The following is a 25,768-nucleotide window of genomic DNA, read 5'->3' as shown; positions in this document are numbered from 1 at the left end:
TACTTTTGCTTAAACATTTTCATGAAAAGGTTTCTTTTATTATTTGTTATCAGTTTTCTTGTACACTCTTGTGCAAGAGTTGGGTCTCCAATTGGAGGACCTAAAGATACGTTGGCTCCAAGATTTTTAAGTTCAAATATTGATACCACGAGAATCAATGTGAAAAGAGATATCCACGAACTCCGTCTGGATTTTGATGAATATATTACATTAAAGGATATCAATAAAAACCTGATCATTTCTCCGCCAATCAAAAATATCAAGCGAATTCTTCCGTCCAATATTGCAAATAAATTCGTTCTGATCCAATGGACAGACACCCTTCAGGCAAATACAACCTATAATTTCAACTTTGGGAATTCAATTGTAGATAATAACGAGACTAATATTCTGCGTTATTTCAATTTTGCTTTCTCTACAGGAGATAAGCTGGATGATTTGTATATCAGCGGTGAGATAAAAGATGCCTTGGAAATCAAAAAGAAATCGGGTAACAATGAAAATAAATTGGTTGTAGGGCTGTATCAGGTAAAAGATACCATGAACTATAAACAAAAACCTTATTACATCACAAAAGTGGATGATGATGGGTATTATGAAATGAATTACCTTTCTCCCGGAAAATATAAAATGATTGCTTTTGATGATGAAAATGGAAACTCATTGTATGATCCTGGAAAAGAAAAAATAGGATTTAATAAGGAAATTATAAATGTTGAAAAATCCATTTCCGGTTTAAATCTAAAAGTCTATCCATCCAAGAAGCCTTTGAAATATTCAGAAATGAAAGAAATTGGTGGTGGAATTCTTATGACATTTGAGGGACATCCGGAAGAAGTAAAAGTTCAGTCTGTCACGGCTAAACTTAAGGATATAAAAGTAACTCATCGTCCTAAATCTGATTCTGTAAGAATTTGGTTTGATGCTGTTAAAGATAATGTTGGACAAGAGTCCAATGAGAAGCTAGAGTTTAGCTATGATATAGGCAGTAAGCAGGATACAGTTTCCGTATTCTACAAATATAATAAGAAGAATGCGATGGATATTGTCAGTGATAACGGCGGTGGTTCACTAGCTCCAAAATCTGACTTTAAAATTGCCTCTACATACATTGTTGATAAAATTGATCCATCAAAATGGGTATTGAAAAGTGATAGTTTGACAACGCAGGAATTTACAGCTGCAATATCAAAGACTAATCCCTATCAGATTATCGTGAAGTCAGACTTTGTCAGTGGAAAAAAATACCAGCTTACCATTCCAAAAGAGACTGTTTCTTCTTTCTATAATAAAAATACACAATCCAAAAGATTCGATTTTGAATTTGATAAAGTAGAGCAATTTGGAAGTCTGGAATTTACACTTCAGAATGCACCGGCTTCCAGTTATTGGATTCAGCTACTGGACTCTTCTGAAAAGATAGTATATCAAAAATATACCAAAGGGGATGTTATAAAATTTGACATTCTGAAACCCGAAGAATATATCGTAAGAATATTGGTAGATAATAATGAAAACCAGTATTGGGACGAAGCAGATTTTAGTAGTGAAATATTTGCAGAAGATGCTTACGTTTTCTATAAAAAAGCTGTGGTAAGGCCTTTATGGGAAACCCGAGAAAATTGGGACCTGAAAGATACCCGAACTCTTGATAACCCTAAAGGAACCTCTTCTTCAACAGCACCTACGGGACTTTCTGCAAATCAGGAAGAATCTGTGAAGACTGAAACAGAAGCGAAAAAAGAAATCAAGTCCAATAACGAGATTATAACTCCGGTAAAGTAGACTTATGAAGACGGCAAAGAAAATAATATTCTGGGTTTTTGTGGCTTTTGCCATCATCCAATTTGTTCCTATTGATACAGTTAATAAAGCTGTTGATTCCAAGGTGAATTTTGTTCAGGTTAAGAAGACCCCGGAAAAAGTAAGTACATTGCTTAAAAATGCATGCTATGATTGTCATTCAAATGAAACAGTCTATCCTAAATATGCTTTTATTGCACCCATTTCATGGTCCGTAAAAAGCCATGTAAATGAAGGACGCCAGCATCTTAACTTTTCTATTTGGGGAACATACAACAAAGAGCTTAAGGAAAATATGCTCGATAGGTCTATTGAAGCCCTTAAACATAAGACAATGCCGTTTCCGGGATATATAGTTTATCATAAGGAGGCCAATCTTTCAGAAGCCGAAAGATCACTGCTTATTCAGTATTTTGAAGAAATGCTGAAATCTAAGACTTATTAACTTTAGAAATTTCTAAAGCTATTTTTAATTATAAAAAATCTCTCGCAGATTTTGCAGATTCGGCAGATGATTATGATTTAATAATCCGCTTAATTTGCAAAATCTGCGAGAGAATATTTAGAAAAATTATTTCTTTAGATACCCTTCAAAAAACTTTTTCTGAGAATCAAAGGCGATATCTTCAAGCTGAAGTTCCCCTAAAGGAATCCATACCGCTTCTGAAATCTCTGAAAGTTCAAGACTTACCTCAAATTTTTCCGATACATTATACTCATAAAAGAGATCAATTGTATTGTAATCAATTTCCTTATACTGGTAAATATTAGGAAGACTTGTAAGGTATTTCAGGTTTGAAATATCAATATCAAGCTGAAGTTCTTCAAAAAGTTCTCTTTTGCAGGTTTCTTCTGCACTTTCATTTGGATCAACGAAACCTCCGGCCAAATCCAGCTTTCCTTTTTTAGGATCCCTGTTTCTTCGGGTAAGGTAGATCTCGTCTCCACATCTGATGACAACTGCTACCGCACCTGCCACATTATGATAAAGTGAAAAACCACAATCAGGACAGCTCCATTTCTTTTCGCCATCCCAATGTAAGGACTCTTTGCCACAGCTTGGGCAATATTTCAATAGCTTCATTGAGTAATATTCATATTTCTAGGGTGATAACTCAAGATAACATCCCTTAATTCTTCTGTTTTCAGGTGAGTATAGATTTCCGTTGTTGTAATGCTGGAATGACCCAGCATTTCCTGAATATAACGAAGATCAGCTCCATTCTGCAGCAAATGAGTTGCAAAAGAATGTCTGAAAGTATGGGGTGAAATCTTTTTGTTAACCCCAGCTTTATCTGTAAGTTCTTTAATGATAAGAAATACAATTACCCTAGACATGGAAGTACCACGACTGTTCAGGAATAAGGTGTCTTCATATTTCTTATTAATTTTACCCTTAGAGCGTACCTCTTTAATGTAACTTTCCAACAGTTCTGCTGTATAGTCAGCTAAAGGAACAAAACGGGTTTTGTTTCCCTTTCCGTTCACTTTAATGTACTGCTCTTTAAAGTTGATATTGGAGATCTTCAGGTCAATCAGTTCAGAAACACGGAGTCCGCAACCATATAGTACTTCAATGATACTTTGGTTTCTTTTTCCGAGATCTGTATTGACCTCAATAGCTGCAATAATTCGGTTAATGTCAGGTAAACTTAAAGTATCAGGTAGATACAGTCCCAGTTTAGGGCCTTCAAGTAAAGCCGCAGGGTTGTCTTCACGATATTCATCCTCTAGTAGAAATTTAAAGAAAGACTTTATGGAAGATATCCATCTTGCCTGAGATCTTTCGCTGAATTTCTGCTTAGAAAGATTGAAAATGTATTCCTGCAGGTTTTCGTAGCCGATAGAATCTGGACCGACGTTTTCCAGATCTTCTTCTGCGTAATCTTTTAGTTTCTTAATGTCCCGAACGTAAGCGTCGAGCGTGTTTTCTGAAAAATTTCTTTCGAAGCGAAGAAATATTTCAAAATCTTTGATCTTTTCATCCCAAGTCATTTGTGCTTATTTTTTTAGTTCACAGTCCGATATTTGTTCTATTTCAATGTTATGGTTTCTTAGGAACGATATCCCATCGTCATCCGAATACTCATTAATATACACCAGTCTTGCAATACCAGCCTGTAGGATTAGCTTACTGCATTCCTTACAGGGTGACAGCGTTAGATATAACGTTGCTCCTTTTGCTGATTGTGTAGAAGCCGCCAGTTTTAAGATAGCGTTGGCTTCTGCATGTAATACATACCAGTGCGTTTTTCCCTCCCCATCTTCACAGCAGTTTTCGAATCCCGAAGGAGTTCCGTTGTAACCATCTGAAATAATCATCCTATCTTTTACGATAAGAGCCCCTACTTGTTTTCTCTTACAGTAGGAGAGTTTTGCCCATTCCTGGGCCATTTTTAGATAAGCTTTATCAAACTTATTCATACCGCAGCATTAGTTTTTTCGAAATAATTTGGATTAAAATCTTTTAAAAAGATTAGAAGTTGGGCTTTCTTTTCTCTAGGAAAGCAGTTACTCCTTCTTTTTTATCTTCCATTTCAAAAAGCTCCCCGAAATACTTGATTTCAGTTTCAAAACCTTTATCCGTGTCAGATAAATTTACGGCGTTTATAGCCTTGGATATTGCCATTGGTGAATTATAGGCAATAGTGTTCGCTAATTCTTTCGTTTTGGTTAATAATTCTTCAATAGGGTATACTTCATTGACCAGTCCTATCTCTTTTGCTTTTTGCGCAGGGATCATTTTGGCAGAGAAGATCATTTCGTTGGCAATACCTTTTCCTACAAGCTTCGGAAGCCTTTGAGTTCCTCCGTATCCGGGAATTAATCCCAGAGTTACTTCAGGAAGCCCCAATCTTGCATTTTCCGATGCGTATCTGATGTGGCATGCCATAGCAAGCTCTAAACCTCCTCCTAATGCAAAACCGTTTACGGCTGCAATAACAGGCTTAGACATATTTTCAATTTTATTGAACAGAGAGTTTTGTCCATTTCTGGCAAGCTCTTCAGCTTTTTCCTGTCCAAAATCACTAAACTCTTTAATGTCAGCTCCAGCTACGAAAGATTTTTCTCCACTTCCTGTAAGGATAATTACTCTGCAGGAATTGTCTGAATTAAGCTCATCCAGTGCTGTACTGATTTCCTGAATCGTTTTTGCATTTAAAGCATTTAAACTTTCAGGTCTGTTTATGGTAATGATAGATAATTTATCTTCCTTTTTTAATAATATATTTTCGTAACTCATTTTTCCACTTTAAAATATCATCCTTTGCAAATTATGAATTTTTTACAAAAAAAAGGAAAAAATATTATTTTTTTTTCCTTTTTTTTTATTTATTGTTCAATATGATTATTTGGAGTGATTCATCATATTTGCATCAATATTTACGTTTAATTGTGAAGCTACTTTCATGCCAAGCTCAATGTTGGCGCGGAAAAAATGACACAATTGTCGGTTAATAATCTCATCTTTTTTCGGTCCGCTGATTCCTTTCATACTTCCTATGATATTTTGGATCAAACGGTTTCTGTCATCAGCATTCATTGCTTTTGAATAAAGAAGTCCCGGTTGAGTATAATGATCACTGTCATTATCATTTCTGTTGTAGCTGGCAACATGAGCGCTATCTAATTCATACTCATAGTTTTTGTAAGATGAATCTGCTTGAATGTCGTCGAAGCTGTTTGGATGATAGTTTGGTTTATCCTGATAATGGCTTGAATCTGCCATATAGCCGTCTCTTTGATAGTTATTGACTGCAAAAGGGCATCTGTTTACCTCCAGTTGGTGAGCATTTACTCCCACTCTGTATCGGTGAGCATCAGGATAAGAGAATAATCTTCCCTGAAGCATTTTATCCGGAGAGAAACTGATTCCGTTGATCAGGCTGCTTGGAGAGAATGTGGATTGTTCTACGTGTGCAAAATAGTTGACGGGAACTTCATTAAGCTCCATTTCTCCTACCTCAATCAATGGGAAGTCATCATGGAACCATACCTTGGTTACGTCAAAAGGATTCCATCTGAAATCTTTTGCCTGCTCCTCAGTCATCACTTGGATGTACATGGTCCATTTCGGGAAATCCCCATTTTCAATGGCGTTGCAAAGGTCTTCCTGTGCGAAGTCCGGGTTTTCTCCTGCCATTTTTACAGCTTCTTCATCGGTGAAGTTTTTTACACCTTGTTTTGTCTTAAAATGGAACTTTACCCATACTCTTTCATTTTTGTCATTGATCATGGAAAAGGCATGAGATCCAAAGCCATGCATATGTCTATAGCCATAAGGCGTTCCTCTGTCTGACATTAATATAAGAACCTGGTGAAGTGATTCCGGATTTAAACTCCAGAAATCCCACATCATAGTGGCGCTTTTTAGATTGGTCTTAGGAAGTCTTTTTTGAGTATGTATAAAATCCGGAAATTTTTTAGCATCCTTAATAAAGAATACGGGAGTGTTGTTTCCTACAAGATCCCAGTTTCCATCTTCAGTATAAAATTTTAGGGCAAAACCTCTAGGATCTCTAGCGGTATCTGCACTTCCTTTTTCGCCGCCCACTGTAGAAAAACGGGCAAACATTCTGCAAGAGTTTCCTACTTTTGAAAACAAATTAGCTTTTGTGTACTGGCTGATATCATGAGTTACGGTAAAGGTTCCGTATGCTCCGCTTCCTTTGGCATGTACAATTCTTTCAGGAATTCTTTCCCTAACGAAATGTGCAAGATTTTCCTGAAGAATAAAGTCCTGCAGCAATACCGGGCCTCTTGGTCCTACCGTCTGGGAATCCTGATGCTCAAAATAAGGTGCGCCGTTGCTTAACGTTAATTTTTTAGAATCCATATAATTGATGATTTTGAATAATTGTTTCCTTTTTCTAAATCGAAGTGTAAAGGTAGTGAATATCAAATTTACTTGAATTTTTAATTGCTAATAACAAAAACGTTATATCTTTGTAATAGATAATATTAATCAAATGAACATTCAGCAACTTGAATATCTTATCGCTGTTGATAAGTATAAACATTTTGGTAAAGCAGCTCAGGCTTGCTTCATTACCCAACCTACGTTAAGTGCCATGATACAGAAATTTGAGGACGAACTGGATGTAAAGGTTTTTGACAGAACTACCCACCCTATCCGTACCACAGATGTAGGTCTTCAGATCATTGATCAGGCCAAGGTGATTATAGAATCTGTCAATGAGCTGAAAAACAAGGCCAACCTTTTGAATAATATTTTAGGAGGAACCATCAATTTAGGAATCATTCCTACCGTTTCCTCATTTATCCTGCCTACGGAGATCTTTAAATTCCTTGAAGACAATCCGAAGATTCAGATGAATGTAAAGGAAATGACAACAGATAATATTATTAAAGCTCTAAAAGCCGGAGAATTGGATGCGGGAATTATTTCCACTCCTTATGATACTGCGGACGAGTTTTATCAGGATTTCTTATTCAATGAAGAATTGATGATCTACAGCTCCAATACTGAAGCGAACAAAAAGAATTCTTACATTATCCCTGAGGATCTGAATGTAGAAAAGGTGTGGTTACTTGAAGAAGGAAACTGTCTTAGAAATCAATTTGAAAATATCTGTCACCTTAAGGAAAATACTCTGAAGCCTAAAAATTTAGATTTCCTGGCGTCCAATATTCAAACCTTGGTACATATGGTAGATAAGGTAGGAGGGATCAGTATTCTTCCGGAATTGGCATTGAGCCAGCTTTCTGAAGAGCAGAAAAAGAACGTCTTCAGATTCAAAAAACCCTTCCCTTACAGAGAAATCAGTATCATTTATTATAAGCCAACCTTTAAGCAGAAGATTATTGATGAATTGTCACATTCTATCAAAAATTCTTTAGAACTTAAACTGAATTATCACGCAAGTCCGAAAGAATTTGTAAGCATAAAGCCTCAGTAATTGAAAGGCTTTAAAGTGATACAAATCATTAATTTAAAGAAAATTATAATTAGTAAACAAAAATTTTGAGTATTACAAAAATAGTGCTTAAATTTGCTGACGTTTACCACGAGGAAAAATTTGACCTGATTGCAACCTCTATAAAAAAATGCTAAAACAGTATTCTTTTTTCGGGCAATTTTATTCTTATTTTTCTTCGTCAATATTTTTTAATCTAAAAAACAAAGAATAATATGTCTTATTTATTTACGTCTGAATCAGTTTCAGAAGGACATCCGGATAAAATTGCAGATCAAATTTCTGATGCATTAATCGACAATTTCTTAGCGTACGATAAAAGTTCAAAAGTAGCATGTGAAACTCTGGTAACTACAGGACAGGTAGTATTGGCCGGAGAAGTAAAATCTGATGCTTATCTTGACGTTCAAACAATTGCTAGAGAAGTAATCAACGGAATTGGTTACACAAAAGGTGAATATATGTTCAACGGGGATTCTTGTGGAGTAATTTCTGCAATCCATGAGCAGTCTCCTGACATCAACCAGGGAGTTGACAGAGCTGTAAATGATGAATCTTTTGAAGCTAAAGCAAATGCACAAGGAGCAGGTGACCAGGGGATGATGTTTGGATACGCTACCAATGAAACGGCAAATTATATGCCTCTTGCTTTGGATTTAGCACATACCATCCTTAAGGAACTTTCTGCTATCAGAAGAGAAAATAAGGAGATCACTTATCTTCGTCCTGATGCAAAAAGCCAGGTTACTATTGAATATTCAGACGACCATAAGCCCATCAGAATTGATTCTATCGTAGTTTCTACTCAGCATGATGACTTCGGAGCTGAAGAAGAAATGCTGAACAAGATCCGTGAAGATATCAAGAGCATTCTTGTTCCTAGAGTGGTTGCTCAGCAGACAGAGGAAATTAAGGCTTTATTTAATGATCAGATCAAATATCACATCAACCCTACAGGGAAATTCGTTATCGGAGGACCTCACGGAGATACCGGTCTTACAGGTAGAAAAATCATTGTTGATACATATGGTGGTAAAGGAGCTCACGGTGGTGGTGCTTTCTCTGGAAAAGACCCGTCAAAAGTAGATAGAAGTGCTGCGTATGCTACAAGACACATTGCTAAGAACTTGGTAGCAGCAGGTATTGCTGACGAAGTTTTGGTGCAGGTTTCCTATGCAATTGGAGTAGCTGAGCCTTGTGGTTTATACATCAATACTTACGGAACTGCAAAAGTTGATCTTCACGATGGTGATATCGCGAAAAAAGTTTCTACAATCTTTGATTTAAGACCTTACGCTATTGAGCAGAACTTAAAGCTAAGAAATCCTATCTATCAGGAAACTGCTTCTTACGGACACATGGGTAAAGAGCACTATGTAGCTGATAAAACATTCAACAAAGGTCATAAGAATGAACTTACGTTGAAAGATCTTGAGTTCTTTACTTGGGAGAAACTAGACAAAGTAGAAGAAATTAAAGCCGCTTTTGGAATTTAATTTTTCTTTGGAATAAATATATGAACTGCTTTATCTTCTGATAAGGCAGTTTTTTTTAATTTTACATGATAATAAATAGAAAGATGATGAATTTTCGAACTGCAATTACAATCCTATCCCTGATTTTGCTAAGTACATTGGCAAAAGCTCAGTATACCATGCACAAAATGATTACGGTAGGATATACCTATCAAAATCAAAGTTTTGGAGAAGTAGGAGGTAAGTTGCTTTTTCTTAAAAATGATGATGTAATTTATAGATTGGGAGGCTCTGCCTTAATGGGTGCTACGGATTCTAAGTTTGCCATCATGCCGAAGCTTCAGGCTGATGTATTGCTTAACTTTCAAAAAAATGTGGACTTCTATCATTCCTATTACTTTTTAGTAGGAGCGGAGGGGACCAACAAGTATATAGCCCCGAAAATTGGCGTTACTTTATTTGGAATGCTGGATCTTACAGGGGGGTATGCCTTCCCTATCGGAGATACCCGATTAAACGGAAAAGAAATGAAAGGTCTAAATATTAATTTTACATTAAATATCCCTACTGTCTTTATTCATGACATGTTTAAATGATTTTTTTTAAATTTTTCTTGTGAAAATTTAATAATAGCTTAACAGTTATTAAAAAATTATTATATTTACACCATAATATAAGTGTACCGCCTATTGAAGAGACTCTACTCTAGAAAACTGTTTTGTATATACAGCAAAGGCCAGATGAAATATCTGGAGGATTACCTGTCTGCAAATATTTATATTGAGAAGAGTTATGAAATCAAAATCGGATAGTTTACTAATTTCGCTTTACCAGAAAGGTGACGAGGGAGCATTGTCTACCCTCATTCATCGCCACCAGAGAGAGCTGTTTACATTCATTTTTTACAAAATTAATGATGAAGATTTAGCCAACGATGTTTTTCAGGATACATTCATGAAAATTATTGTAATGCTAAAGGAAGGACGTTATAACGAAGAGGGTAAATTTATCCTTTGGGCCAAAAGAATCTCCCACAACCTAATCATTGACCATTTCAGATCAAAAGCCAAAAACATCAAGGTTTCAGAAACTACATTTGAAACTGATGAATATTCTATTTTTGACCTGATCAGAGAGCCTTCAGAAAATATTGAAGATCAATTGGTAACGAATCAGATTCAGGAAGACCTATTGAGAATGTTACAGTTTCTCCCACAAAATCAGCAAGAAGTAATCAAATTAAGATTCTTTGACGGGCTGAGTTTCAAGGAAATTGCAGATCACACAGATATGAGCATTAATACGACACTCGGAAGGGTAAGGTATGCGCTGATCAACCTGAGAAAAATCATGGAGGAAAATAACATAATATTAACCAGGTAGATAATATTTTGTGAAATTTTACGTTTTTAAGGAAAACATATCTCGCCTATGAAAAAAAATGATTCCTTAAAAGTGAAAACTTTGAAACCTAAGAAACAAACCATTGATTTTCTGCTCAATTTTTCTAAAAATCTTGAAATTGTGAAAAGCAAGAGCAAGAATTATCCTATCTCAAAAAATTAAAATTATTAACTTTGTGCTGTATGAGAATGCAGCACGTTTTTTTTGACCTGGACAATACGCTCTGGGATCATCGTAGAAATGCCTACCTAACCATCAAAGAACTTTTCGAAAAACAAGAAATTACTTCGAAGTATAATATCGACTTTGAAGAGTTTCATGATGTTTACCATGAGATCAATGAAGATCTTTGGGAGAAAATAAGAGATGGAATTATAGGCAAAGAGTATTTGAGAGAACACCGTTTTTATGATTCCTTCATGCATTTTGGAGTGGATAATAAAGAACTGTCACTTTATTTTGAGGAAAATTTTCTGGACAACATTGTAAGCCATAATGAATTGGTGGAGGGTGCAGAAGATATTCTTGATTATTTAAAGGCTAAGAATTATACGTTACACATTATTTCTAATGGGTTTCAGGATGTAACGGAAAGAAAATGCACCCTATCGGGTATTGCACCTTATTTTAAAACAATTACCAGTGCAGATGCCATAGGAGTAAGAAAACCTAACCCTAAAATTTTTGAATATTCTCTGGGGCTTTCTGATGCTAAAAAAGAAGAAAGTATCCTTATCGGAGATGACTGGGTTGCTGATGCTATGGGAGCAAGAGACTTCGGAATGGACTCTATTTTCTTTGATGTCTATAAGGAAGACAAACAGGGAACAGGATTGAAAGCCATTACCCATCTTCACCAGATCAAGGAATATCTGTAGTTTCCTGATCAAGCTTAAAGGCAAACTTATAATTAAACCATTAAGGCTATTGAAGCTCTTAAGAGAAAGACTTACGTCTAGGAAGGCAATAAGGATTTATTCTCTTAAAAACTTACTCTATTCTTAATGGTTTAATTATATCCTCTATTCTTGCCATTTTTATCACTTTATTTTTATCCATTAAGTTTTTCCCAATTCTTTCCTAAATTGATTTGGATCTTTGCTCTATAATAATGACAGAAAAACTTAATGTTATGAAAAATGTAAAGAAAATCACAGGAGTATTTATTTTAATTTTTATGTTAATGGGAAGCTTAATGTTTGCACAGGACAGAGCTATAAACCCAAATCAACTGCCTAAGACAGCCAAAACTTTCCTTGCAGCTCACTTTAAAGGGATTGCTGTAAGTTCAGTGATAGAAGACAGAGAAATCTATGGTGTGGATGATTATAAGGTATACCTGAGCAACGGAATGAAAATGGAATTTGACAGCAACGGAACCTGGAAAGAAGTTGATGGCAAACATCAGAAAATTCCATATGGTTTTATTCCTGCATCCATTAAAAACTATAGCACAAAGAATTTCCCGAATACCTATATCATGAAGATAGAAAAGAAAAGATGGTCTTATAAGGCTGAACTTTCCAACGGACTGGAGCTGGAATTTGATAAAAACGGAAATTTTAAAAGAATTGACGATTAGTTCTGAACTAAAGACTAACAATAAAATTTTAATACTATGGTTAATTGGAATTTAATAAACAGCAACGGGAGAAAAGCATCTTCCGGTAAGATTAGAAAAAGTATTGTGTCTTTTATGACCAAGCACCATCCGTGCAGCGTGGTTAGTTCCATTGAGAAAAAATATAATGCCTATAAAATTCATTTAATGAGCGGTTTGTGTCTTGTTTTTGATGCAGATGGACGCTTTGTAAAATCAAATTAACTTTTGAAAGAATGGGAGCCGGAGGACTAAAGAATGTTGAAATGACAAGCTTTATTCTTCTGGCTTCCAACTTTATAATTTCATATATTTGATATAAGCTTAATTGTGCCGAAAGGCATTACAAACCGCTGGTAATATGAAGATTTTAATAGTAGAAGATGAACCGGACCTAAGGGATACTGTACAGAAATTTCTGGAAGCAGAACATTTTATTGTAGAACATGCAGAGAATTACAGTTCCGGACTGGAAAAGATTATATCCTATGAATATGACTGCATTCTTCTGGATATCATGCTGCCTGACGGAAGTGGTATAGACCTGTTGAGAGAAATAAAGAAGCTGCACAAAAAAGATCCGGTAATCATTCTGTCTGCAAAAGACTCTGTGGATGATAAGGTAACAGGATTGGAAATTGGAGCAGATGATTATCTTGCAAAGCCCTTTCACCTTGCAGAGCTGATGGCTAGGATCAGATCTGTAATAAGAAGAAAAAATCAGGATGGAGAAAATATTATCAGGTATAAAAATATAAGCATTGATCCGGAAAACAGAAATGTAAAGATAGGTGCTGAGGAGCTGGTCCTGAACCGTAAGGAATATGATCTTTTGTATTACTTTTTGATTCACCCGGAAAAAACATTGCAAAAAACTACCTTGGCCGAGGCCATCTGGGGAGATTATATAGATCAGGCAGACAGCCTGGATTTTATTTACTCACAAATCAAAAATCTTCGTAAAAAACTGAAAACACTTAATGCAGAAGCAGACTTTCAGGCAGTATACGGAATAGGATATAAATTTGTCTAATGAAGGTTTCTTTAAAATATTATACCATCAAGTACCTTATCATGATCCTTCTGCTGATTATAGCAGTTTGGGCAGGGTTATTTTATGCCTATATTCTGGATGAAGTGCATGATAATGTGGATGATGGACTGAAAGATCGTAAAATACAGATCATTAAAGCGGTCTATCTTAATCCTCAGCTTTTAAAAAATAATGATTTTGGTTTCAATGAATTCAAGATGATGCCCATTAGTGCCGGAGAGTACAAAAATAAAAGCAGGCTCTACAATAAAATGTATTATATGGAGTATGATGATAAAGATCAACCTTACAGGGTTTTGGAGGCGGATTTTATTGATCAGTTCAAAAATCATCAGAGATTGGTGATCAGAACTTCTACTGTAGAGGAAGATGAGTTAATCTATGATCTTACCACTGCTTTAATTGTGCTTTATATTGTCTTGGTGATAAGTATTGTTGCTGTCAATGGATATCTCCTTAACAAGGCTATGCGTCCGTTCTATCTAATTTTGGATAAGCTTAAAAAATATCAGTTTGGAATTCCGTTTTCACAGGAAGATCAAACCTATCGTATAACTGAGTTTGAGGAATTAAATGTTGAAATCAATGAAATGATTGAACGTAATGAACTTGTTTTCTATCAACAAAAGCAATTTATCGAAAACGCATCTCATGAGCTGCAGACACCGCTTGCCATTGTTATCAATAAAATAGACCTCCTGATTCAGAATGAAGATCTTGATAAAAAGAACCTGAATTTTCTTACTGAGGTTAAAACCGATCTGAGAAGGATGGTGGGATTAAATAAATCCTTGTTGATGCTCTCCAAAATAGAGAACAGTCAGTTTAATACAATGTCAGGGGTTGACTTTAATGCCATGATTCATACTCTGATTCAAAATTATGAAGACTTTATAGAGTTTAAAAAAGTAGATGTCAATATTATTGAAAAAGGAAATTTTCAGGCAGATTTTAACAAGGACCTTGCCGATATTCTCCTGTCTAATCTTTTGAAAAATGCCATTAAGTATAATAATGAAGAAAGAACATTAAATATTATTATTGAGACAGACAGAATTACATTTCAAAATAGCGGAACATCTGCTCCTCTGGATAAATCCCAGATTTTTAATCGTTTCTATAAGCAAGGTTCAGATCATGGCTCAACCGGATTGGGGTTGTCTATCATTAAAACAATCATTAAGCAATATCCGGGTTGGGATATTCTCTATGAATTTGATGATAAAATGCATTATTTTATCCTTACGAAAAATAAGGTTTGATTGTCTAATTATTTTAAAACCAATAATATCAATACATAGAAAAGCCCTTCAATCTGAAGGGCTTTCTTATGTTGTAAAGCTTGTGGTTAAAAACCTAGGCTTGTTCTTACTCTTTTAAGAGTTTCCAGAGCAACAGGCCTTGTTTTCTCTGCTCCCTCCTGAAGTTTTGCTTCCAGCTCATCAAGGTGAGTCATATAATAATTGAATATTTCTCTTTCTTTCTCAAAACGAACCAAAATAAGATCTAATAGTTCCTTTTTAGCATGACCATAACCAAAGTTACCTGCTAAATATTTAGCTCTAAGCTCCTCTGTTTGTTCAGGAGTTGCAATAAGCTCGTAAATCTGGAATGTTTTATCTGTTTCAGGATCTTTTGCTTCTTCCAGTGATTTGGAATCCGATTCAATGCTCATTACTTGTTTCTTCAACTCCTTTTCAGGAAGGAAAATATTGATGATATTCCCCATTGATTTAGACATTTTTCTGCCATCAGTTCCGGGAACATATTTTGTATTCTCCTGAAGCTCAGATTGTGGTAAAACAAAAACCTCACCCATTTGGTTGTTAAACCTTGAAGCAACATCTCTTGCAATTTCCAAGTGTTGAAGCTGATCTTTTCCTACAGGAACAATTTCAGCATCATACAGTAAGATATCAGCAGCCATCAAGATTGGGTAGGTAAATAATCCTGCATTCACATCCTGAAGTCTATCTGCCTTATCCTTGAATGAGTGGGCCAGCGTTAATCTCTGGTAAGGAAAGAAACATGATAAATGCCAAGTAAGTTCACAGGTTTCAGGGATATCACTCTGTCTGTAAAAGAACGTTTTTTCGGTATCTAGTCCACAAGCAAGCCAAGCCGCAGCAATCTCGTAGGTATTCTGTCTTAGTACTTCCGCATCTTTAATCTGCGTAAGTGTATGAAGGTTGGCGATAAATAAGAATGACTCATTTTTGTCCTGCTTAGAAAGTTCAATAGCAGGAATAATCGCCCCAAGAAGATTTCCAAGATGTGGGGTTCCGGTGGCTTGAATGCCGGTAAGAATTCTTGACATTTGTTTAAAATTTATATTTAAAAATTAATGAATTGCAAATTTACACAAAATTACTTTCTAATTGCGTTATAGTAATGAATTCCGATTCTTTTCATCCATGTGAGCGGAATCATTTTTGATTGTTTTTTGTGAAGATCGGTAACCACGGCACCTGTGAGATAAATAAAATAGGTATACTTTCCATCATTAATGATAAGAGAATAGGAAGGGGAAACACCAAAACTGATTAAGTTTTGTGTGCTTTCAACCTTAGAATCAGATATTCTGTAATGGTGGTCTTTATAATAATCTAGACAGTTTTGGATGGTCTTGGCAGCAATAGGAGATACTATGCTTATGGAGTCTTCCTTATGAGTATATATGGAGTTATTATTTTCGAGAATGCTTTTGATACTGAAGGGTTCCTTGTATATACCATTTCTGTTAAACATTTGAAATATTTTGATGGCATCTGGAAAAGAGAGAAAATTTAAATTGTAATGTCTTCTGTCCAGATGGTTGACCTTAAACTTTGATAGAAACTCTACCACATTTTCTTTTATTTTGGAACTGTCGGAAAGAATGACGGCGGAGGAGTAGGTAACAAGATAATCCTCAGGGATTTTAGCATTAGGGTTTTTATTCAAAATACTTCCCATATTAATCAGCTTTTTCATTCCCACCATGTTGAGGTCATTTCGGTCAAACTTTGGGTTTTTAAATGTGCTGTAGAACTTTACAACTTTTGCGGTTTTATTATCTACCACTATTATTTTTTCCCTTACCCATTTATCAAAAAGAGCTTTGTCTTTTGGAATGTAATTGTCTTTTGAAGCCTGTTCAAAGACTTTCGCTCTTATAGTATCCAGATTTGTTTGATAAGAAACAGAATCCAGGGTGGTATGAATTTTTAAATTCTTTTTCTTGGGATCAATATCCAGTTTTTTTAATTCTGTATCAACAAAGCGAATGACTGTACTATCTTTAATTTCTTTATTGTTGACGTAATAATAAATATTTTCTTTCTTGCAGGAAACAAGAATACAGATTAATATAAAAAACTGAATGGCTTTCATACAACCTAAGCTAAGGAATTATTATCTTCTCTCCACCAAATTTAGGTTCTACTCCAAATAGTAAGTCCCAATATACTTTTGCCTTGGCAAGATACTCCCTCATATTGGTCTTTAGGCCTGCATATTTATTCACATCTTCAGCATTATACCCAAAGGCTTCCATTCCATTTTTTTGAGCCAGGAAAACGGCTCTTTCATTGTGGAATTTCTGGGAAATAATTACAATCTTAGTCTGTCCAAAGATATCTTTTGCTCTTACTACAGAATCCAGTGTTCGGAATCCGGCATGATCCAGTATGATCTTATCCTGTGGAACTCCCTGTTGAACCAATGCAGCTTGCATATCTTCTGGTTCATTATAATCCTTAGTGCTGTTGTCACCGCTTACAATGATGTATTGGATTTTTCCGGTTTTATATAAATCGGTAGCAGCCTTAATCCTGTTGTAGAAATAGGCATTCGGCATTCCATTGCTTAGGGTTTTTCCTGTCCCTAGTAATAATGCAGTTTTTGCTTCAGGAACATCTTGAATGTTGTATGATACAAGTGGAGCGCTTTCATTCTTGATGCTGTAGTTGGCCCAGGCAATAAAAACAATTCCTGCAACGAGAAGAAGCAGGAAAAATTTAAAAATATTTGTGATCATTTTTTTCATTTGAGATCAATCTTTTAAAACTCAAGTCCGTTAGGAAACGCTTTTTTTCTAAAGATTAGTAAGAAGGCGGCTCCTACCGTAATAGCTGAATCAGCAACATTGAAAATATATTTGAAGAACTCAAGGTGCTTTCCTCCAATTATGGGCCAGCTATCGGGAACATACCAGTCTACTAACGGGAAGTGGAACATATCCACAACACATCCTTTCATAAAGCTGGAATACCCCTGTCCAAAAGGAACAATTTTGGATATCCCTCCATAATCTAGCCATCGGTCAATACTTGGGTCATAAACGGATCCGCTATCGAAGATCATTCCATAGAACATACCGTCAATAAGATTCCCGATTGCTCCGGCAAAGATGATAGACATTGGAATTAAAAGATAGTTAGAAGCTCCTTCTTTTAACCATTTTTTAAACATGTACACCATTCCTCCGATTAAGAAAATTCTTAAAATAACGAGTAAATATTTTCCGATAATTCCTCCGAAATGAAACCCATAGGCCATTCCTGGGTTCTCTACAAAAGTTAGTTTAAAACCAGGAAAAACAGAAACACTGTCTCCTAAATTAAAATTAGTTTTAATATAAATTTTAGAAGCCTGGTCTATTAACAATACCAAAAATGTGATAGCTAATATCTTTTTCATTATTGTCCTTTAGGTTTTGAAGGTTTATTCGCCGGTTTTACATTTTTGTTATCGCTCGCTTTCTTGATCACTTTTTGCCCGTTGAATGAACTTTTAACATGAGCTTTCTCAAATTTAATGTTCATTTCTTTTAAAACACCTTTCAGTGCACTAAGCTCCATTGCATTTTTCGGATGTACGATAATAGATTCCATTTCTTATATTTAATTTTTACATTTTGGACAATTCGTCGAGTCGCTTTCTATCTCTTTCTGATAAGTCATTGACTCCGTTTTTGCCCATCTTACTCAAAAGTCTGTCAATTTCTTTTTCCCTTTCACGTTTGTCAGAATTAAACTGATCATCAATGGTGTAGTTGGTGTGCTTCTCCGGGGAAAACCTGTTTTTGATCCATTCCCTGTTGAAGAACAGTAAAACTGCTGCAACGATGATTATCAAAATTAAGACCTCGCTCATGGGTATACATTAAAAATTAGGTTTATAAAGTATCCGTAAATACTATATAAACCCAATATTATTTTAAAACCTTACGGCTATTTCTGCATATTTTTCGCTTCAATGCTCAGCGTAGCGTGAGGAACGGCTAAAAGTCTTTCCTTAGGAATCAATTTCCCTGTTACTCTGCATACACCGTATGTTTTGTTTTCGATTCTGATTAAAGCATTCTTAAGATCACGAACGAATTTTTCCTGTCTTCCTGCGAGAATAGAGTTCTGCTCTTTACTCAAAGTTTCTGCACCTTCTTCAAATGCTTTGAATGTAGGTGAAGTGTCATCTGTTCCATTATTCTGGTCATTGATGAAACTTTCTCTGATTAGCTGAAGATCTTTCTCCGCCTTTTCTATTTTTTCTTTAATGATCGCTCTAAATTCCTGTAAATCAGCATCGCTGTATCTAACTCTTTCGTCTGACATATTCTTTCTCTTTTTTAATAAAATTATGAAATGGAATTTGAAATATAATAACTACATGTTATTTTTTTTCGACATTTATCTTAAAATTAACTTCATCTATTTCGATTTCGTTAAAATTTGAAAGTGAAGATACAATTTCTATTTTATTTGACAAGACTTCAGAAGAAATATATTCCTCATTTTTCTTTACATCTTCAAGGAATGGTGAATTCTCTTCAATGAAGATATTGATCTTGTCTGTCAGTTCAAAGTCTTTCTCTTTTCGCAGGTTTTGAACTCTGTTAATGAATTCTCTTGCGATACCTTCTGATTTTAACTCATCGGTTAACGTCAAATCTAATGCCACAGTAGTTTTTCCGTCGGAAGTTACCGTCCATCCCGGGATATCTTTTGTAGAGATTTCCACGTCATCAAGCGTGATCTCATATCCCTGAACGTCAAGTTTTCCCTCTTTTTCAAGACCGGCAATCTGTTCTGTACTAAAATTACTGATTTCGGCACCTACCACCTTCATGTCTTTTCCTAATTTAGGACCAAGAGCTTTGAAGTTGGGCTTTATTTGTTTTACAATTAAATGAGATGCTTCTTCAGCATTAATTAACTGTAGTTCTTTTACGTTGACTTCCTGCTTGATAAGGTCTGCAACAGCTAAGATCTGCTGCTCTGTTTTAGCATCCAATACAGGAACCAATACCTTTTGTAAGGGCTGACGAACTTTTACATTCTCTTTCTTTCTCAAAGAAAACACCATACTGGTAATGTTCTGAGCTAAGTGTGTTTTTTCAACCAGATCTTGATCGATTAAACTTTCATCAGCTACCGGGAAGTCTGTTAAATGTACAGATTCACAGTTTTCTTTACCGGTTACTTTATTTAGGTCCTGATACAATTGATCCATAAAGAACGGAGCAATAGGAGCTGATAATTTAGCCACTACTTCAAGACAGGTATATAAAGTCTGGTAAGCAGAGATTTTATCATCTGAATATTCTCCTTTCCAGAAACGTCTTCTGCATAATCTTACATACCAGTTACTCAAGTTATCATTCACAAACGTACTGATTGCTCTTGCTACTCTTGTAGGTTCGTAATCTTCATAGAATGCCTTTACTTCCTTGATAAGAAGGTTAAGCTCGGAAAGAACCCATCTGTCAATTTCCGGACGGTTTTCCACTTCTTTTTCTGAATAGTTGAATCCATCAACGTTTGCATATAGAGAGAAGAATGAATAAGTGTTGTAAAGTGTTCCGAAGAACTTTCTTCTAACCTCATCAATTCCTTCAATATCAAACTTCAGGTTTTCCCAAGGATTGGCGTTGGAAATCATGTACCAACGGGTAGCATCAGGTCCGTATACGGATAATGTTTCGAATGGATCTACAGCATTTCCTAAACGTTTTGACATCTTTTGTCCGTTTTTATCCAAAACAAGACCGTTACTCATTACATTTTTATAAGCAACAGAATCAAAAACAGCGGTTCCTATTGCATGAAGGGTATAGAACCATCCGCGAGTCTGGTCAACCCCTTCTGCGATGAAATCTGCAGGGAAAGCTTTATTGTTATCAATTAATTCCTTATTTTCAAAAGGATAGTGTAACTGTGCATATGGCATAGAACCTGAATCGAACCAAACGTCGATCAAGTCGCTTTCACGCTTCATCGCTTTTCCTGATTCGGAAACTAAAACTACTTTGTCCACTACATTTTTGTGAAGATCTACAAGCTCATAGTTTGATTCAGACATATTGCCGATAATGAACCCTTTAAACGGGTTTTCAGTCATTAATCCTGCAGCAATTGATTTCTCAATTTCGTTGTATAGTTCTTCTACAGAGCCTATGATCTTTTCTTCTTTCAGATCATCTGTTCTCCAGATAGGCAACGGAATACCCCAGTATCTTGAACGAGATAAGTTCCAGTCGTTTACATTTTCTAACCAGTTGGCAAAACGTCCTTCTCCGGTAGCTTTTGGCTTCCAGTTGATCTCTTTGTTTAAGTTAACCAATCTGTCTTTTACAGCGGTCATCTTTACAAACCATGAATCTAACGGATAGTACAATACAGGCTTGTCTGTTCTCCAGCAGTGTGGATAAGAGTGAACATATTTCTCTACTTTGAAGGCTTTGTTTTCTATTTTTAATAAGATAGCAAGTTCTACATCCCAAGATTTCTCAGGAGCAGTTCCTTCATCATAGTATTCATTCTTGATGTATTTTCCTGAGAAAACTTCAGGAACATTTTCTCCCTGAATAAATCTACCTTGTAGATCTACCAATGGAACAAGATTGTCATTTTCGTCCTTTATCAACATTGGCGGGATCTCAGGCTGAGCCATCTTAGCTACTCTTGCATCATCTGCACCGAAAGTAGGGGCAGTGTGTACGATACCTGTACCGTCCTCTGTTGTTACGAAATCTCCTAAAATTACTCTGAATGCATTTTCAGGATTGTCGTTGGGCGTAAACCAAGGAACTAATTGTTCATATCTTGTATCAACAAGTTTTTCTCCGGTAAATTCTTTTAAAATTCTGAAAGGAATTACCTTAGTTTCTGGAGTATAGTTTGCAAAATCCTCATCTGTACCCTCAGCATATTTCTTACCGAAAACCTTAGGTAAAAGAACGCTGGATAATACAATTGTTATAGGCTCAAATGTATATTGGTTGAAAGTTTTAACCAAAACATATTCGATATCTCTACCTACTGTAAGTGCCGTATTGGAAGGCAACGTCCAAGGAGTGGTCGTCCATGCAAGGATATGTACATCCCCGTCCACATCATTGAATAAAGCAGATGAATCTTTCTTCACTTTAAACTGAGCTACCACGGTGGTATCTGAAACATCACGATACGTTCCTGGCTGGTTCAATTCGTGAGAAGAAAGCCCTGTTCCTGCTTTTGGAGAGTAGGGTTGGATGGTGTAACCTTTATACAACAAGCTTTTGTCGTATAATTGCTTCAACAACCACCAAACGGTTTCCATATATTTTGATTTGTACGTGATATACGGATCGTCAAGATCTACCCAATATCCGATTTTTTCGGTAAGGTTGTTCCAAACGTCTGTATATCGCATTACTGCTTCACGACATGCTTTATTATAATCTTCAATAGAGATTTTTTTACCAATATCTTCTTTAGTGATTCCTAATTCTTTTTCTACACCCAGTTCCACAGGAAGACCATGCGTATCCCAGCCTGCCTTACGGAAAACCTGCTTTCCGTTTTGAGTCTGGTAACGGCAGAAAATATCCTTCAATGCTCTTGCCATTACGTGGTGAATTCCAGGCATACCGTTTGCTGAAGGTGGACCTTCATAAAAAACAAACTCAGGATTACCCTGACGAATCTCAACACTCTTATTGAAAGTTTTATTTTGTTTCCAAAATTCCGCTACATTCTCTGCTACGTCAATAAGGTTGAGGTTTTTGTATTCTTTAAATTGGCTCATTGTAAATATCTCAATATTCGTTGATAAATTAAGTCTGCAAATTTACTAAATTTTGTCGGTTTATAAGATATGTTTTATTGAGGTAATTTCTATTAAAAAGTTCAATTTCAGAAATATAAATGAAGAAAGTAAGAAAAAGCGAATGATGAATAGAGAATAAGAGGATATTTCTAACTCTTTTGAGCATAAAATTGAAGCTATTTTATTTATGATATAAACTGTTTTTTATCTATAAAAAAAAGCCACCCGAAGGTGGCTGTAAATTATTGAAAGTCGCTAAGTCTGGGCATATCCGGCCATCTTCCTGCTTCATATTCTTGGATGTAATATTCTATTTCTCTTCCTGTTCCAAGCAATATAATTTTACCATTACTATTTTGAACTATGAAAGGGGCATTCCCCATTAATGTATTATCATCATCGTTTCTTGTATCATTATATTTTTTTGTATTATATCGAAATATTACCCCATAAGATTTTTTAATGCATCTATCTTCCAGAATGACGAGATCTAACCCGCTTTTTTCACTTCTTTCTTTTACATAAATTTTTGCAATCTGTATTACTTCTTGTTCTGTTAGCATTATCTTTATTAATTTTTATTGGTTTTCATGTATTTAAATTCTTTGTAAGGACCAGTCTCTATCCTTAAGTTTATGAGGCCATCAATCGTTTGCCCCTCTATAAAATCCGCATTTCTACTGCCAGCTCTTTTCACAACATTTATTACATGGTTTTCACCTCCTGCTTTTCTTATACATACGAGAATGCCTGTTTCATTATCGGCCATTCTTGCATGTAGAAGACCAACACTTTTTAGATATTCAAGACCTCTTGTAATTCCATATTGATTTTGAAACCATATACTAAGACCTGTCCACATATCTTGAGCTTCTGAAAAAGCAGCAGTATTAATTTTTCCTGTTTTAAAAAAATGATCTATAACTTTTACTACTTCTACACAGTTATGGTCAGCTATTTTTACAATAAATTTATCCCCTTTTGCATTTGCCATAATTTTATGGTTAAAATAAATTCTGGCTTCATCAATAAAATCAATTGCATTTTCGGAGGTGATTTTAGTTTCCTGAAGAGCTTTCAATCCTGCCTCAAACTTCTCTACCGTTATAATGTTTTCAGAAACGGGTACATTCTCCGCCATCCCGGCAAGCCTGCTAAACTCTTCTTCAAGCTTACCTAAATTCCCCCCAGCTCTTCTATAGAGATAATCTAAAAAAATATTGGTTCTTGCGGGAGATTTTCCCTGGGAAAGTAGTTTCCCTTTATGGATTACACCTACTTCTTTCTCCGCATTCTCCACAAAAAGCACTTTCAGCTTCTCAAAATCAGAAGAATGCTCTGTAATGCTTTTTATGCCGTCTTTTGAAAGAGCTGTTAATCCTTTTTTAGAATAATTTCTTAAAGGAAACGAATATAATGTATTTTCAATTAATTTCTTTAGACTTTTCTGCTGAGACGGATATCTGGAGGTATATAATACTTCTACTGTTGCATCCAGTGCTTTTTCTGCTTTAGGCAACATACTCACCATAGCACTTGTGGTGCCTTGGACCATATAGATATCATCCCATAACTCTAAAAGCTTTTTCCCTTTGGTGGTCATTTTAAGCTCATCTCTGAGTTGAGCCTCTATATAAAAATCTGAAAGAGCAACCCCGATATCTGCATAAGCTACATATAAAGGCAATCCTGAGACACCGGATTCTATAGTTGCAAGACTGGCTGATATAACCATCAGATCGGCTGCAACACGAAGACACCTTAGCGCATCCTCTGCCGCTTTCTTTTGTGCGATGTGATAAAGGAATAACGCAGGAACTTCAGTATCTGTTTCAATAGTTTGAATCTTACCGGAGGGAAGTTTTGCTTTTTCATAGACCTTGAGATGCAGCATATCCAATGGTCTGAACTCCCCATTTTCAATTTCATTCTCAACTTCAATTTTCTTCGTTTTTAGATTCCAGACTTTTACAGTATTAATCAGCGTTACAATATTGTCAGGATCTCCTTCCATAAAATATCCTGTAAGCTCACAATGTCTTTCTATCGTATCAGAATCTCTACTAACTCCAAATGCGAAAAGACTTCCTGTTTGTAAAGGCTGATGAGCATCATCCATTGCATGTTGAGCCTGCATGAAAGCCGTTACGTAAATAGCAAAAAGTTCTTTGTTCTCAAACATTTGCCCGTGAGCTACCTGATTGGTATCCGAAATAATACCTTTTCCCATATAGACACTCTCTCCGTCTAAAGAATGATAAATATGAAGAATGAGTTTAGGGTCGTTTTTAATTTTTTTATAAACGAATTCTCCGGAAATTGCTGTGAGAATACGGATCGCATATCGGCTTTTGTCTCTGAAGGGCTCTACTGCCAAAGCGGCGGCTTTACCAATTGAATCTACATCACGAATCAATTGAGAATCATAATTTAAAAACTGTAAAAAATGATCCCATAACATCTGATCAGAAAGTTTTTTTGCCTTTCCTTTGTAGTCCACCCCTGTCAGGGCAAAATTAGGAAGCTGATTGTAGAAAAACATCAGATCATCCATGGTAGTAAGTCCACTTCCTGCTTCTTCAAAATGAGCAATGAGACCCACTTGTGCCATTTCCCGATGATAAGGAAAAAGATAAGTGATAACATCCATATAATCTTCCACATCACTAAGATTAATTCTTATGGCGTCAGGGGATTTCGAAGCATAGCCTATCGTGGTTTCTACTTCGTTTATTACAGTTTGTGTGGCTTCCCTTTTATATTCACGATAAGGGATATTAATGGTGCATTCTATTTTTCTTTCCCTAATTCCTATCTCTGTATGATGGGTGTAGTTTTTAGGATCAATATAACCGGGACTCACATTGAGCCATACCTTTTTATCAATACGCTCTAAAAAAGAATTTTGAAACTGTTTTTCATCTATTTGAGGCTCCTGGATGACCAATTTTTCAATCATCTTGGTCTTCACTCTTACGTTGTCAATTTTAGCAGGGGGTATTTCTTTCAGGTTTACTTTTTCTACTTCTTGGGAATAGTCTATAAAATTCTTCTTTGCATCAAAGAGGTAAGTATTGAAATCTGTTGAAGAAGAAAGTAGCCTGAAAAGCTTTCTTTCATCTACCCACAGGTTGGTAAAGAAAGGTTCTACAGAATTGGTTACAATCTTTTCTCCTTTCATATCTGCCCATATTTCCCGACTTATGCTGTCAAAATCGTCCATACTTGCTAAAGGATCTTTAAAATTCATCTTTAAGGTTTTTCATTAATACTATTTTCATGTTTTGGTTGTTGGAATATAACTTCAGACAAACAGGAATTCTCCGTGAATTTTCATCTGAACCTTTATGATGCAAATATCAATGCCGGGAGCGACAGAACATGGCGTGTAAAAATAAAAGTGATTAAAAAAAAGGATAATTGT

25 protein-coding genes are annotated in these 25,768 nt (G+C 35.6%); 10 read left to right on the top strand and 15 right to left on the bottom strand.

The genetic code is table 11. The features are described from left to right. Positions 1-21 precede the first annotated feature (21 nt). Both C7D53_RS18985 and C7D53_RS18980 read left to right on the top strand, forming a co-directional pair. Complete coding sequence (locus tag C7D53_RS18985; protein ID WP_106917978.1) at positions 22-1,785, top strand: Ig-like domain-containing protein; 1,764 nt, start codon at positions 22-24, stop codon at positions 1,783-1,785. 4 nt (positions 1,786-1,789) lie between these two features. Continuing rightward, entirely contained in the window at positions 1,790-2,248 is a 459-nt protein-coding gene (locus C7D53_RS18980) for a heme-binding domain-containing protein (protein ID WP_106917977.1), read from the top strand. Between the two features lie 126 nt (positions 2,249-2,374). Here the strand turns inward: C7D53_RS18980 and C7D53_RS18975 are convergent, their stop codons facing one another. The 5 genes from C7D53_RS18975 to C7D53_RS18955 all read right to left on the bottom strand — a co-directional run bounded on the left by C7D53_RS18975 (position 2,375) and on the right by C7D53_RS18955 (position 6,640). Continuing rightward, positions 2,375-2,887, bottom strand: coding sequence for an NUDIX hydrolase (locus C7D53_RS18975; RefSeq protein ID WP_106917976.1), 513 nt, complete (start codon positions 2,885-2,887; stop codon positions 2,375-2,377). Then, positions 2,884-3,798 carry a site-specific tyrosine recombinase XerD gene (gene xerD, locus C7D53_RS18970; protein WP_106917975.1) on the bottom strand — a complete coding sequence of 305 codons (915 nt, stop codon included), beginning with the start codon at positions 3,796-3,798 and terminating at the stop codon, positions 2,884-2,886. The genes C7D53_RS18975 and xerD overlap by 4 nt, the downstream gene beginning before the upstream one ends. A gap of 6 nt (positions 3,799-3,804) precedes the next feature. Then, a complete protein-coding gene (locus tag C7D53_RS18965) occupies positions 3,805-4,227 on the bottom strand; it encodes a deoxycytidylate deaminase (protein ID WP_076356921.1) in 423 nt (140 codons plus the stop codon). Between the two features lie 52 nt (positions 4,228-4,279). Next, a complete protein-coding gene (locus C7D53_RS18960) occupies positions 4,280-5,047 on the bottom strand; it encodes an enoyl-CoA hydratase/isomerase family protein (protein WP_106917974.1) in 768 nt (255 codons plus the stop codon). A 105-nt stretch (positions 5,048-5,152) separates the two neighbouring features. Beyond that, on the bottom strand, positions 5,153-6,640 hold the full coding sequence (locus tag C7D53_RS18955) for a catalase (protein WP_106917973.1): 1,488 nt from the start codon (positions 6,638-6,640) through the stop codon (positions 5,153-5,155). A 133-nt stretch (positions 6,641-6,773) separates the two neighbouring features. On the opposite strand from C7D53_RS18955, the gene C7D53_RS18950 reads away from it, so the two are divergent. The 8 genes from C7D53_RS18950 to C7D53_RS18910 all read left to right on the top strand — a co-directional run bounded on the left by C7D53_RS18950 (position 6,774) and on the right by C7D53_RS18910 (position 14,537). Then, complete coding sequence (locus tag C7D53_RS18950) at positions 6,774-7,724, top strand: LysR substrate-binding domain-containing protein (RefSeq protein ID WP_106917972.1); 951 nt, start codon at positions 6,774-6,776, stop codon at positions 7,722-7,724. Between the two features lie 233 nt (positions 7,725-7,957). Further along, positions 7,958-9,238, top strand: a complete 1,281-nt coding sequence (gene metK, locus C7D53_RS18945) for a methionine adenosyltransferase (RefSeq protein ID WP_106917971.1) — start codon at positions 7,958-7,960, stop codon at positions 9,236-9,238. Positions 9,239-9,321: 83 nt separating this feature from the next. After that, entirely contained in the window at positions 9,322-9,813 is a 492-nt protein-coding gene (locus C7D53_RS18940) for a hypothetical protein (RefSeq protein ID WP_106917970.1), read from the top strand. 196 nt (positions 9,814-10,009) lie between these two features. Continuing rightward, on the top strand, positions 10,010-10,600 hold the full coding sequence (locus C7D53_RS18935) for an RNA polymerase sigma factor (protein WP_106917969.1): 591 nt from the start codon (positions 10,010-10,012) through the stop codon (positions 10,598-10,600). Positions 10,601-10,803: 203 nt separating this feature from the next. After that, positions 10,804-11,499: a YjjG family noncanonical pyrimidine nucleotidase gene (locus C7D53_RS18930; protein WP_106917968.1), complete on the top strand. Its 696-nt coding sequence runs from the start codon at positions 10,804-10,806 to the stop codon at positions 11,497-11,499. Positions 11,500-11,753: 254 nt separating this feature from the next. Continuing rightward, positions 11,754-12,203 carry a PepSY-like domain-containing protein gene (locus C7D53_RS18925; protein WP_162926223.1) on the top strand — a complete coding sequence of 150 codons (450 nt, stop codon included), beginning with the start codon at positions 11,754-11,756 and terminating at the stop codon, positions 12,201-12,203. A 379-nt stretch (positions 12,204-12,582) separates the two neighbouring features. After that, complete coding sequence (locus C7D53_RS18915; protein ID WP_106917965.1) at positions 12,583-13,254, top strand: response regulator transcription factor; 672 nt, start codon at positions 12,583-12,585, stop codon at positions 13,252-13,254. Then, complete coding sequence (locus C7D53_RS18910; RefSeq protein WP_106917964.1) at positions 13,254-14,537, top strand: sensor histidine kinase; 1,284 nt, start codon at positions 13,254-13,256, stop codon at positions 14,535-14,537. Before C7D53_RS18915 ends, C7D53_RS18910 begins: the two co-directional genes overlap by 1 nt. Before the next feature lie 86 nt (positions 14,538-14,623). Here C7D53_RS18910 and trpS read toward each other — a convergent pair whose 3' ends face one another. The 10 genes from trpS to C7D53_RS18860 form a co-directional block, all read right to left on the bottom strand. Beyond that, positions 14,624-15,592 carry a tryptophan--tRNA ligase gene (gene trpS / locus C7D53_RS18905; protein ID WP_106917963.1) on the bottom strand — a complete coding sequence of 323 codons (969 nt, stop codon included), beginning with the start codon at positions 15,590-15,592 and terminating at the stop codon, positions 14,624-14,626. Positions 15,593-15,642: 50 nt separating this feature from the next. Then, a complete protein-coding gene (locus tag C7D53_RS18900) occupies positions 15,643-16,647 on the bottom strand; it encodes a hypothetical protein (RefSeq protein WP_106917962.1) in 1,005 nt (334 codons plus the stop codon). Positions 16,648-16,657: 10 nt separating this feature from the next. Beyond that, entirely contained in the window at positions 16,658-17,302 is a 645-nt protein-coding gene (locus C7D53_RS18895; RefSeq protein ID WP_106917961.1) for a SanA/YdcF family protein, read from the bottom strand. A 14-nt stretch (positions 17,303-17,316) separates the two neighbouring features. Beyond that, positions 17,317-17,955, bottom strand: coding sequence for a lipoprotein signal peptidase (locus C7D53_RS18890; protein ID WP_106917960.1), 639 nt, complete (start codon positions 17,953-17,955; stop codon positions 17,317-17,319). Continuing rightward, positions 17,955-18,149, bottom strand: a complete 195-nt coding sequence (locus tag C7D53_RS18885; RefSeq protein WP_106917959.1) for a DUF2683 family protein — start codon at positions 18,147-18,149, stop codon at positions 17,955-17,957. The genes C7D53_RS18890 and C7D53_RS18885 overlap by 1 nt, the downstream gene beginning before the upstream one ends. Positions 18,150-18,165: 16 nt before the next feature. Then, complete coding sequence (locus tag C7D53_RS18880) at positions 18,166-18,411, bottom strand: DUF6576 domain-containing protein (RefSeq protein ID WP_106917958.1); 246 nt, start codon at positions 18,409-18,411, stop codon at positions 18,166-18,168. 77 nt (positions 18,412-18,488) lie between these two features. Next, positions 18,489-18,869, bottom strand: coding sequence for a TraR/DksA family transcriptional regulator (locus C7D53_RS18875; protein WP_045501318.1), 381 nt, complete (start codon positions 18,867-18,869; stop codon positions 18,489-18,491). A 58-nt stretch (positions 18,870-18,927) separates the two neighbouring features. After that, positions 18,928-22,323, bottom strand: a complete 3,396-nt coding sequence (gene ileS, locus C7D53_RS18870) for an isoleucine--tRNA ligase (RefSeq protein ID WP_106917957.1) — start codon at positions 22,321-22,323, stop codon at positions 18,928-18,930. 263 nt (positions 22,324-22,586) lie between these two features. Beyond that, positions 22,587-22,907, bottom strand: a complete 321-nt coding sequence (locus C7D53_RS18865) for a hypothetical protein (protein WP_106917956.1) — start codon at positions 22,905-22,907, stop codon at positions 22,587-22,589. A gap of 8 nt (positions 22,908-22,915) precedes the next feature. Continuing rightward, positions 22,916-25,594, bottom strand: a complete 2,679-nt coding sequence (locus C7D53_RS18860) for a hypothetical protein (RefSeq protein ID WP_162926222.1) — start codon at positions 25,592-25,594, stop codon at positions 22,916-22,918. Between the last annotated feature and the right edge of the window lie 174 nt (positions 25,595-25,768).

The organism is Chryseobacterium aurantiacum, from assembly GCF_003020585.1.
Lineage (GTDB): Bacteria > Bacteroidota > Bacteroidia > Flavobacteriales > Weeksellaceae > Chryseobacterium > Chryseobacterium aurantiacum.
Note: the sequence above shows the minus strand (reverse complement) of the source record. Positions and strands in the feature narration are given on the sequence as shown.